Genomic DNA, 9,852 nt, shown 5'->3' on the forward strand with positions numbered 1-9,852 from the left:
GGCAAGCCTCGCTCCTACAGGGGGATACGCTCCAATGTAGGAGCGAGGCTTGCCCGCGAAGGCTCTATCCGCAACACAACACTACTGTGGATCAAACTCGCTGGCGTGCATCACCGCAATTCCTGCGATTCTTGAGCCCCCGAACCACGAGGTACAACAGCGGCCCGACGGACACGAAAACCGCCGTAATCAGCAGATACGGAATCACCGATAACCCCGACTGCCCACGCTTGCGCGCATCCTGGTACATCCAGACGCCTGCAAGTGTCGCCAACAGATAAAGATCAATCACCACCTGCGCAGTATCCGGGCGTGACATCAAACCGATGCCGAAGTCGATCAACGACTGCTCCGCCTGAAACATCACGGAAACGGTGTAGCCGGCAAAGGCGATCAAGGCAATGAGGGGCAGGGCGACAGACTTCATGGTTTCCTTCCTTGGGACAATGAGCGATGTCCGCCAGCCTACAGAGACCGAGGAAAATTGACCATTGACTTGCCCGCAACGCCCGGCTAATTTCCAGCCATGACTTCCACCGTATTGCGCTGCCAGCCAAGCATTATTACCGCCATTCCTTATTTGGCGGGCTAGCTCACGACTGCAGCACCCAACCCGCCCTAGAGGCGGGTTTTTACTTTCTGTCTCCTGGGCCCCGATCAATGTCAGGAGACGACCATGAGCAGCACCCCCGCCCAGCAGGCCTTGCTTGAGCACTATGTGAAAAAGATCCTCGCCGCGCCGGTGTATGAGCTGGCCGTGCACACACCGTTGCAACCCGCGCCAGCGCTGTCCGAGGCCTTGGGTAATCAGATCCTGCTCAAGCGTGAGGACTTGCAACCGACCTTTTCCTTCAAGATCCGTGGCGCTTACAACAAATTGGTGCAACTGAGCGATGAGCAAAAGGCTCGGGGCGTGATCACCGCTTCAGCGGGCAATCACGCCCAAGGCGTAGCGTTGGCGGCGCGTGAATTGGGGATCGCTGCGACGATTGTCATGCCTTGCACAACACCAGCATTGAAGGTGCACGGCGTGCGCAGTCGGGGGGCAGAGGCCGTGCTGCACGGCGAGAGCTTTCCGTTCGCCCTCGAATACGCCCTGAGCCTCGCCGAGCAAACCGGTTGCACCTTCGTCTCACCTTTCGATGACCCGGACGTAATCGCCGGGCAGGGCACCGTGGCCATGGAGATCCTGCGCCAGCAACAAGGCCCCCTGGATGCGATCTTCGTCCCGGTGGGTGGCGGAGGTCTGATCGCCGGCATCGCGGCGTACGTCAAATACCTGCGCCCGGAAGTCCGCATCATCGGCGTCGAATCAGAACACTCCGCGTGTCTGTACGCGGCGTTACAAGCTGGCGAGCGGATCGTCCTGCCCACCGTGGGCACGTTCGCCGATGGCGTGGCCGTCGCGCAGATTGGCGCCTATGGATTTGAAGTCTGCCGGTTTTGCGTCGATGAAGTGCTGACCGTCAGCAACGACGAACTGTGCGCCGCCATCAAGAATATCTACGACGATACCCGCTCGATCACCGAGCCCTCCGGTGCCTTGGCGGTGGCCGGCATCAAGAAGTACGTCGCTCAAACCGGTGCGCGTGGTCAAACCCTGATCGCGATCGACTCGGGCGCCAATATCAACTTTGACAGCCTGCGGCATGTCGCCGAGCGCGCCGCGTTGAGCGACGCCTCAGCGTGAGGAGGGGCGCTGCGGTTACTCTTGAGCGGCTTTCTCGACCTTGTCCGACGCCGACCAAATCCGATAGCGGACTTCGACGTCCTTGGGCACGTAGAGCACGATCGGCAACTTGCTGTTGTAACGAAGCATGAAGCCGTCACCGACCACCGGCACAAACGCCTTTTTACTCTTGCCGTCGGGGCAGGCCATCATCGTGCTCATCGGGCCGATGACTTTTTCCAGACGGTAAAAGGGGTAGCCCCAGCCTTCAAGGTTTTTTTCCTCAAGGATACCGCCCAGACGTTGGCGATTGCAGTCCACCGTCAGCGTCTTGCCCGCCAGCACCTCAACCTGGAAGTTTTCTTCCTGTGGCTGCGGCGCTACATGAATGACCTGGCGGGTAAAACCGCTTTCCGGTTTAGGGAACGGCGCGACGGTTTCGAGCTTTGCCGCACAGGCCACGCTCGAAAGGCTGGCAACAATCAGCCCGACGGTATTGATACAGGTCAAAGAACCCATGATGCCTCCTTGCGTGTGAGTAGGGTCAGCGGATACTGGATTGGCAGGCGCATTCTTACTTCCGACTGCCACCAATGCAAACCCGGTCGGGAATGTATGCAAATTGCAGGGTTCAAACTGCCCTTTCTTGCAGATTGCATGAGGCCATCTTCAGGCATGTCCGTTAAATCATTGATTTACCGATGAGCTGCACGGCGAAATTTGCGGCATGTTTTATGCTCAAGCAGATCTTAAGTTGACCAGGACAGTCTTGAGTCAGCTCTGGAACGAGAAACCGGCCCGTTGTTGAGGCGTAGAAACCCCGCAAAGGAAGTAAAGCGGGAGATCTCAGCACCGCCGACGTTGGATATTAATTGGCAATCTCACAATTAGGAGAGGGTCGCCATGTTTCTTTCTGCCTTGGAACTTCGCAATATCGTTGAAAGTAGTTTTCTGCCCAAGCGCTGTCAGTGCACGCTGTCGCCGGACCTGTCGATGACCGTCAAGGTGTATTCCGATCGTGAAACCGATCACCTAGATCTGATGGTGACCGGAATCAATGCCAAAAAACTGAATGGTTGCCGTGAAATCAACGACCTGATTGTAGGCCTGCGCTCAGAGATGCAGCATCAGGAAGCGAATCAGACACTGCATCCCGACAGGAAAGCGCTTTAACCTGCAGTTTCGAATTCTGCCGACACGCGCCGGGCCTGGACAAACCCCAGTCCCAGCGCCGATTCGACCATCACCGCCAGCAATATGCCCGGCCCGGCATGGCCATTGAGCCATTCGCCAAAACCCAGTATCGCCAAGCCGAAACAACCCACGGTAAACCCGGTGCTCAGCGCATTGCGGGTGACCGACGGCGCCTCGTTCCGAACCAGATAAAACATCACGCCCAACGCCGCGAACAGCACTGCACTGCGTCGCGCGACAAACCCTGCCGCAGACGAATACTCAATACTCCAGATCGCCAGCAACCCATCCGGCATCAAACCCCAGACCAGGGCCAGCAGAAAACAGAGGAGGGAAGTGAAGGTCGACACGATACGAAACGATAACTGCATGGCGAATCCTTGCGGCAGTGAGGGAGGCGCCAAAGCATAGCGCCTGATCCCTCACAGGAGTACCGCAAAGTGCAAAATCAGACCTTTCAGTCAGTTCTGATAACTGCAAGCGTCAGAAAGCTTCCGGTAGCTGATTTCTTCAGGCTTGCCTGACGTATCGATGTACTTCATGTCGGCCGTGATCACTTTGCATTCCAGCGTGTTCGGCTCGGTCAGGGCGACCACTTTGCCGATGTTCAGCGGCATACCGTAGTGATAGGGGGTAGCTTGCGAGGACGACGTCTCGTTGGCCTGCGCAAGACCAGTAAACGCGGTGCAGGCTAGGGCGGAAGTCATCAGCAGCATACGGATGTTCATGGGACGATCTCCAGTGCGGACGTTGAGTCAGTTCGACGGATAAAGCGTCGAACCTGCCGCACTGGGCGTCAGAAGAACCTGAGGGCGTGCGGTCCAGTAAAGTCTTGGACCGCGGGGTTAACGGATGGTTAACCCGGTTGAATGCCGCCTGTCGCGAGGTTTTTTCTGTCGGATGATTCGTTAGGAAAGCGTCTACGAAGTCTTCGGCTTGGTCCTACAAAGTCAGACGCCTTGTCGACTTTCGCCGGATGGGGTGAAGCGACTACTGTTTGGGCTCGCTGCAAAATCAGCGGACAGGTTTGGTCACCTGTGAGAACAGTGCACATATGTGTGCCATGATTCGCGTCGCGGACATCTACGTCCTTATGGCGCATCGTTGTGGCGGCTGTGTGCAGGACGCCTTCGGGCGAGCTGAGTTACTGTTCTCGGTTGACCAAGCCTGTATACAGTCCGCCTCCCATCGTTTGGTCACGGTGGGGCGGTTACTTCAAAACAGATGAGTAACTTACTATGACAACGCTAAACGCATTTCCCGATCGCTATCGTTCAATCAACAGCAGCGTTACCGACTCAAGTCCTTTGGTGATCGACACCGAAGCCAACCCCCAAGACATCCTCGAAGCCGCCTTACAGCGGGTCCGGGCCGCCAGCCAGTTACTTGAAACCCTCCATTGCCAATGCTTCAAGCACGGCGATGTTCAGGACATTCCGCACATTACCCATGCGGTTTACCTTCTGACTCAGGATGGCTGTGACCTATTGCAGGTTGCCCAGCAGCGGATGATTGGGTGGAAGGCACCGGTCTGACGCCACTGCGGTACATAACAAGCCAGTCTCCTGCGGACACTGGCTTGTTTACACGCGTACCGAGTTAAAGCATTCCTGAAAACTACGCTGTCCTCAGGTCACTGCTGCTTGCATCAGGAATCATCGCGAGCTGGACCTCGACACTGTTTTCTTTTTTTGCCATCCAGCGATCTACGTTGATTTTATGTTCCGGCGCTTGAGTGGCGGAGCCGTAGATGTCCTCAGGCACTAGTTTGAGGAAGCTAAGGGTGTGAATCCGTTGTCTTGATGTATCAAGCCGTCCAATTTCTGCTCTCAACACATTTGCCTCTTGCTGGTACTGCCGACGGTCAGATTGGTAAGCGAACCTCAGTTCAGCTTCTTTCGCCTTCAGCCGCTCCTGCATCTCTTGCAATTGGTAGTAAACCTGGTCGTACTCTGTTTTGGTAACCACGGTAGTCCCGCTTTCCTGGGTTTGCTGCCAGCGGCGCAATGTTGCCCAAGCGTACGGAATGTAGGAGGGCACCATGTAGTGATCGCTCATCTGGAACAGTTGCATCACAAAAGCATCACGGTCGGGCATATCGCCGAACTTTTTCAATGCCTTGGTGCAAGCCGCCTCTTCGATGGAGTCGCAACCTGGGTCCCAGAGAACCGCGGATTGCTCGCGCCCTTTAAAATGAACGGGCATGAAATGGTGCAGATTACCCTGGTGTTCGTATGGAGCACCGCCAGTTCGCGACAGGCCTATAGCGAAAATAAGTGCGCCTAAAGGGGCGGTGACAAAACTGAGGACCACGCCGGGCATCCAGATACTTTTGCGAGTGTTCATCCATGGCGCGGGAACACTTGGAATCGGGTCATTGCTGTTGACCATGCGGTGATGGGCCAAGTCTGCCGCGCCGTTGACGAAGTCGGCGTCACCGGCTCGTGGGGAGCCGTAGGTATAAAGCAATATGTCGTACGCATTTGGACTGCGTCGTAATGCTTCTGCGAGTAACGTCGCGATTGCCCCGCCTAGGCTATGTCCGCAAATAATGATCTTTTGCCCAGTATAAGACTGCTCAAGATAGACTTGAATGAAGGTGCTCATCGCCTTATAGGCTGTGTAGAAACCTTGGTGCGTTTTGCCAACACCTTCTTCAAACGGTACTTGCTCCGCATCGGTGTCTCGCACAAAGTCTACGAGCTCCAGAGTTCCGCGAATGGATATTAGAATGACTGCGTCATGGTGAGTTATGAATGCCTGTGTATTAGTACCACCCTCTATTTCACTATCATCAAAAAAATGCCATTTTGCTGGATGTTCCTGAGCTAAGCCCAATCCAGTTTTGTTTTGATCATAGAGTGTTGGATCGAACGGCAAAATCTCGAAGCGCTTTGAGTAAGGCACATCTTCATAAAGCGGGTAGTAGCGGGTAGTTTGGGCTGCGTTGATCTTCCAAGCCTCTCGGAAACTAGCCAGTTCATTACCAAAAAGATTTCCGACGCTAGGGTTGAGAGGGAATTTTATAGTGTCAGTTGGCTGTTCAGGCGGCTCTTGACCAAAGTTGGCATAGCTCAAGCTGGCGAACAGTGAAAGTTGATATAAATTTAAGGCGCTGAATTCTTTGTCTTTCGATAACATGGGGCGAAAAGCGCGGAGTGGACGGACTTCAAGCACTGTGTGTTTATTGGGTAATAGCGCCACGCCAAATAGTTCGGACTCCTCGGGCCCGAAACCGATATCGCCCATGACTTTTAACAAATTGTAATCCGGTGGATATTTTTTTTCGGACCTAGGAGGGAGGTGAGCACTTTTTTTCACTAGGTCTCGAACTTCAACGTGGAAGAACTGATCAGCACCGGCCTTTGCTGGGTTGTTTTCGACACGTAAGCCATCTTTTCGAACAAAACGGGTTTGTTCAGCGTTGACTTGGAACTGAGTGATGGGTAATGGATATTTTTTCCGTTGCGAAAGAGCTTTGTAATATTCGTCAGCTCCTGAACATGGCGCATTCAGAGTCAGAACCACCGGTCCTTGGTAATGATTGAAAATCTTGGCAGATCCGTTGCCATCCAATACACCTGGGTATTCTTGGCGCGCACTGTCCACTAATACATAGGCAAGACCAGCATAGGGTTTGCCGCTGCCTGTCTCGTCCACCACTTGGAAACTGATCCAATCGCCTCTCAGTGGGCAGGCTTGTGATTTTTCACCCAATAAAGGCTTGCATGATGCCTTCGGCTCCATAGTAAATATCCTTATTCAGTACAGTTGGGATAAACAGTGCAGTCACGTCCATCCGGCATCTTAAATGGTTTAAATTTGGTCGTGTTTCCGTTACAGAATCCGTAGGGGTCCTCAATGCTTTTTCCTAAGCATCGCTTCCAACCTTCGGGAAATTTGATCCAGGTGTCTCCCATATAGGGAAGCTCTTCTTGTGCTAATGAGAATACGACTGTTAAAGACTTTCCCGAGAGCTCGTCGCGCTGTATGGCTTCGGGTGAAGCAGGGGCTGCGACTGCCTTGCAACTAAGTATCTTACTGATATTATTTTTTGGTCCTACTGTTCGAAACAGCCATTGGCAATCTTTTTGAAGGGTGTCTGGGGGTGTTATTTTTGAGGTGTTAGTTGCTTTGTCTTCAAAAGAAATCCCAGTATAGTCTCTTCCGATGCTTAGGCGGGCTGGGCCGTACTTTGCGTCTACTTCATAACCAAAACTTTTAAGTACTAAAGGGCAGCCTCCTTCGTCGCTTATAAGTGGGACTGTGAAGTGTGCTGTTTGCGCTTTGTTGTTAAGATCTTGTTTGAAAAATTTTTTGCCTGGGTGGTTTTTCCCTTGGCGAGATGGGACTGTACAACTCTCTCCCGTACGAGGCACATAGGATGCTTCGCCTTTAATACTGAATCCGGGTGGCAGTTCAGTGATCAGCGTGAAGCTATCCTGTTGTGCGACGGAGCAAGCTGTAGCCCCAAACGTTCCCAAACCGATAGCCGCTGCTCGAACAAGTCCAGTGTAAAAGTCTCGATAAAACATTTTATAGTCCTTGTTCGGTGCAGTTGGGGTAGACAGAACAATCACGTCCATCCGGCATCTTGAAAGGTTTGAAATCGGTAGTATTACCATTACAGAATGCATAAGGGTCTTCCAGGCTCTCACCCATACAGCGTCTCCAGCCATCTGGGAATTTCACCCAGTTATCACCTACAGCGGGTCTTTCCTCGCTTAAAATTTTGAGTTCTACTTTTATTGTCTTTCCCGCAAACTGAGCACGAGGCATTGGACCCTTTGCTACTGAATCTCTTGTCAGTTCGGGCGTTGCTACAGATTTACATTTCAGAATCTTAACGATGTAACGATCAGGTCCAGCGGTGCGAAAAAACCATTGGCACTGCTTCTGCAATACCAAGACTGGGGGAGGGCTCGGACTTTCTGCGCTTCCATCCCGAAACGAAACGCTTGTATGGGCCCGACCTACATTTCGAAAGTCAGCACCATATTTGGCGTCAACCTGATATCCGAAGTTATCAAGCACCAAAAGGCAGCCACCTTCATTGCTGGTCAGTGGCACTTCGAAATTCGCTGTCTGAGCTGCGTTATTAAGCTTTTGCTCAAAGAATTTTAAACCTGGGTAGTTTCTTCCTTCGCGAGCCGGGACTGTGCAGCTTTCCCCCGTACGCGGCACATAAGACGCTTCACCTTTAATGCTGAACCCAGGTGGCAGTTCCGTCAGCAACGTAAAACTATCGGCAGGTTTGATGGCCGAACAGCCAGAAGCCACCATCACGCCCGCCGCAGCGAGGAACAAAGGCAAACGACCAGAAAAGTGTTCAGCCGTAAACGCTGTTATGCCAGCCGCCACAAACTTACTCACGCTCTGGTTTGCCCAAACTCGCGTCAAACACCCGCTGACACCGCGCAAAATGCTGCTCTGGGGTTTCACTCGGTAATGGCTGCCAAGCCACGTCTTCTGCGCATTTGGGATCAAGTCTCAGGCTGAGCATGAATTCGCGTTGTTCTGGCGTGTTCCATTGCCAGGTTTCAAGCAGGTCCATCTGTTCTTCCAGCCATTCGCGGACATTGCGGGTTTCGGAGAGTTTGGCGGCGGCTTCGGTGTGGTACACCAGCAGCCAACGTTTCAGATTTTCGCGCAGGATGCTGCGGGTACGCTCCGGCGAGTTTGGAATTCGCAACCACGGCGCCGGATTTGGCACCGAGTACATGCCGGGGCGGGCGTTATCGGCGCTTTTCCATTGCTCCTCGTCCCAATACAGAACGTTGCTGATCGGGCCTAACAGTAATGGCCGTTCGGTCTCGCTCAGGTTGGCGAGGCAACGAGCAATCACCCGATTGTCCTGAAAACGGAATAACGATCGTTCGCCGTCTTCCTCAATGACCATCCGCGCTTGCCAGTGTTGGGTCAGGCCGTCGAGGTCGGCTTTTTCCATGCTGCCGATCCAACCCCAGTTGCGCTGCGGGTCGTCGAGCAGTTTGCGGAAGGCATCGGCGTTGGGTTCGTGCAGTTCGGTGAACCAGGGGCTGATGGCGGCGAAGTCGGCGTACTGGGTGCGTCGATAGAGCTGCACCGAGCGCTTCATCAATCCGGCGCTGTAGAGCGAAGTGACCGGGTTCGGCTCAGCGAGGCTGTCCAGGGCCAGGATCAGCACGCGATTGAGTTTTGCCTGTTCGCCGAGCCAGTTGTTCAGTGCGTCGCTCATGCTGCAGTCCCCAGATCGCACTTGCCTTCACGGCAGGCTTCGCAAATCGGGCAGCGTATGTCGCCCGCCGCACGGGCGGCTTTGGCCATGGCCATTTGTACGGCGGCCGGGACGAGCAGGGCGCCGGCTTTGTCCTGAGCGGCGGCCCACGGGATGACGGGCGGCAAAATCTGAATCCCTGTCCCCACCCCAGGCGAGCCCCCGGTATTCACCTTCACCTCAGCCCCACTGATCGTCACGCCCCCCGCATCAACCTTGACGAAACTCCCGCCAGCCTTGGCCGTCAGTTCCATCCCACCCTCAACCACCACCTTCTCGCCAGCGTGGTAATGAATCTCCTGACCCGCCTCGACAAACTGCGCCGTCCCCACTTTCACATGCTGGGTCACCGCCACGGTCAGGTGATCATCCGCCCGCGCTTCAGTCTTGCGGTCCAGATGGGTAATCCGGTGTTCTTCAACCTTGAACTCGCTGAAAACATTGGCCTCGACCGTGTCATGGCGTTCATTGCCGATGCGGATTTTCTGGTCGTGCTCGATGTTTTCATCCCAGTCGCGCTGGGCGTGCAGGTAGATCTGTTCCGCACCTTTCTTGTCTTCGATACGAAACTCGTTGTAACCCTTACCGCCCGGCGAGCTCAGGGTTTTGAAGGTGCTGCGGGTCTTGTTCGCCGGCAGGTCGTAGGGGACGACGTTTTCCTTGTGGAACAGGCAGCCGGTGATCAGCGGTTGGTCGGGGTCGCCTTCGAGGAAGGTGACGAGGACTTCCATGC

At 54.3% G+C, this 9,852-nt stretch carries 11 protein-coding genes and 1 pseudogene; 3 read left to right on the forward strand and 9 right to left on the reverse strand.

Features of this window, described 5'->3' with window-relative positions:
• Positions 1-91 precede the first annotated feature (91 nt).
• On the reverse strand, positions 92-427 hold the full coding sequence (locus QMX98_RS27975) for a DUF2834 domain-containing protein (protein ID WP_010460504.1): 336 nt from the start codon (positions 425-427) through the stop codon (positions 92-94).
• Positions 428-676: 249 nt separating this feature from the next.
• Between QMX98_RS27975 and ilvA the strand changes: the two genes are divergently transcribed.
• Positions 677-1,690 (forward strand): threonine ammonia-lyase, biosynthetic, encoded by a 1,014-nt coding sequence (ilvA, locus tag QMX98_RS27980; RefSeq protein ID WP_282411703.1) that lies wholly within the window; start codon positions 677-679, stop codon positions 1,688-1,690.
• A 15-nt stretch (positions 1,691-1,705) separates the two neighbouring features.
• Here the strand turns inward: ilvA and eco are convergent, their stop codons facing one another.
• Positions 1,706-2,188: a serine protease inhibitor ecotin gene (gene eco / locus QMX98_RS27985; protein WP_282411704.1), complete on the reverse strand. Its 483-nt coding sequence runs from the start codon at positions 2,186-2,188 to the stop codon at positions 1,706-1,708.
• 384 nt (positions 2,189-2,572) lie between these two features.
• Between eco and QMX98_RS27990 the strand changes: the two genes are divergently transcribed.
• Positions 2,573-2,842 (forward strand): DUF1652 domain-containing protein, encoded by a 270-nt coding sequence (locus tag QMX98_RS27990; RefSeq protein ID WP_221106017.1) that lies wholly within the window; start codon positions 2,573-2,575, stop codon positions 2,840-2,842.
• On the opposite strand, the gene QMX98_RS27995 is transcribed toward QMX98_RS27990, so the two are convergent.
• Together QMX98_RS27995 and QMX98_RS28000 are read right to left on the reverse strand one after the other, a co-directional pair.
• A complete protein-coding gene (locus QMX98_RS27995) occupies positions 2,839-3,234 on the reverse strand; it encodes a hypothetical protein (protein WP_077747817.1) in 396 nt (131 codons plus the stop codon). The two genes, QMX98_RS27990 and QMX98_RS27995, sit on opposite strands and share 4 nt — an antisense overlap.
• 90 nt (positions 3,235-3,324) lie before the next feature.
• Positions 3,325-3,591, reverse strand: coding sequence for a DUF2790 domain-containing protein (locus QMX98_RS28000; protein ID WP_282411705.1), 267 nt, complete (start codon positions 3,589-3,591; stop codon positions 3,325-3,327).
• A 510-nt stretch (positions 3,592-4,101) separates the two neighbouring features.
• On the opposite strand from QMX98_RS28000, the gene QMX98_RS28005 reads away from it, so the two are divergent.
• Entirely contained in the window at positions 4,102-4,398 is a 297-nt protein-coding gene (locus QMX98_RS28005; RefSeq protein WP_282411706.1) for a hypothetical protein, read from the forward strand.
• Between the two features lie 82 nt (positions 4,399-4,480).
• Here QMX98_RS28005 and QMX98_RS28010 read toward each other — a convergent pair whose 3' ends face one another.
• The 5 genes and pseudogenes from QMX98_RS28010 to QMX98_RS28030 form a co-directional block, all read right to left on the reverse strand.
• Positions 4,481-6,610 carry a lipase family protein gene (locus tag QMX98_RS28010; RefSeq protein WP_282411707.1) on the reverse strand — a complete coding sequence of 710 codons (2,130 nt, stop codon included), beginning with the start codon at positions 6,608-6,610 and terminating at the stop codon, positions 4,481-4,483.
• 11 nt (positions 6,611-6,621) lie between these two features.
• Complete coding sequence (locus QMX98_RS28015) at positions 6,622-7,449, reverse strand: hypothetical protein (protein ID WP_282411708.1); 828 nt, start codon at positions 7,447-7,449, stop codon at positions 6,622-6,624.
• The gene (locus QMX98_RS28020; protein ID WP_282411709.1) at positions 7,400-8,236 is read right to left on the reverse strand and encodes a hypothetical protein; all 837 of its coding nucleotides are present in this window, start codon (positions 8,234-8,236) and stop codon (positions 7,400-7,402) included. Before QMX98_RS28020 ends, QMX98_RS28015 begins: the two co-directional genes overlap by 50 nt.
• Positions 8,229-9,080, reverse strand: a complete 852-nt coding sequence (locus QMX98_RS28025) for a DUF4123 domain-containing protein (protein WP_282411710.1) — start codon at positions 9,078-9,080, stop codon at positions 8,229-8,231. The genes QMX98_RS28020 and QMX98_RS28025 overlap by 8 nt, the downstream gene beginning before the upstream one ends.
• Positions 9,077-9,852: pseudogene (locus QMX98_RS28030) on the reverse strand (type VI secretion system tip protein VgrG); the annotation flags it as partial. The pseudogene QMX98_RS28030 and the gene QMX98_RS28025, both read right to left, overlap by 4 nt.

The organism is Pseudomonas sp. PS02303 (assembly GCF_029959925.1).
Lineage (GTDB): Bacteria > Pseudomonadota > Gammaproteobacteria > Pseudomonadales > Pseudomonadaceae > Aquipseudomonas > Aquipseudomonas mandelii.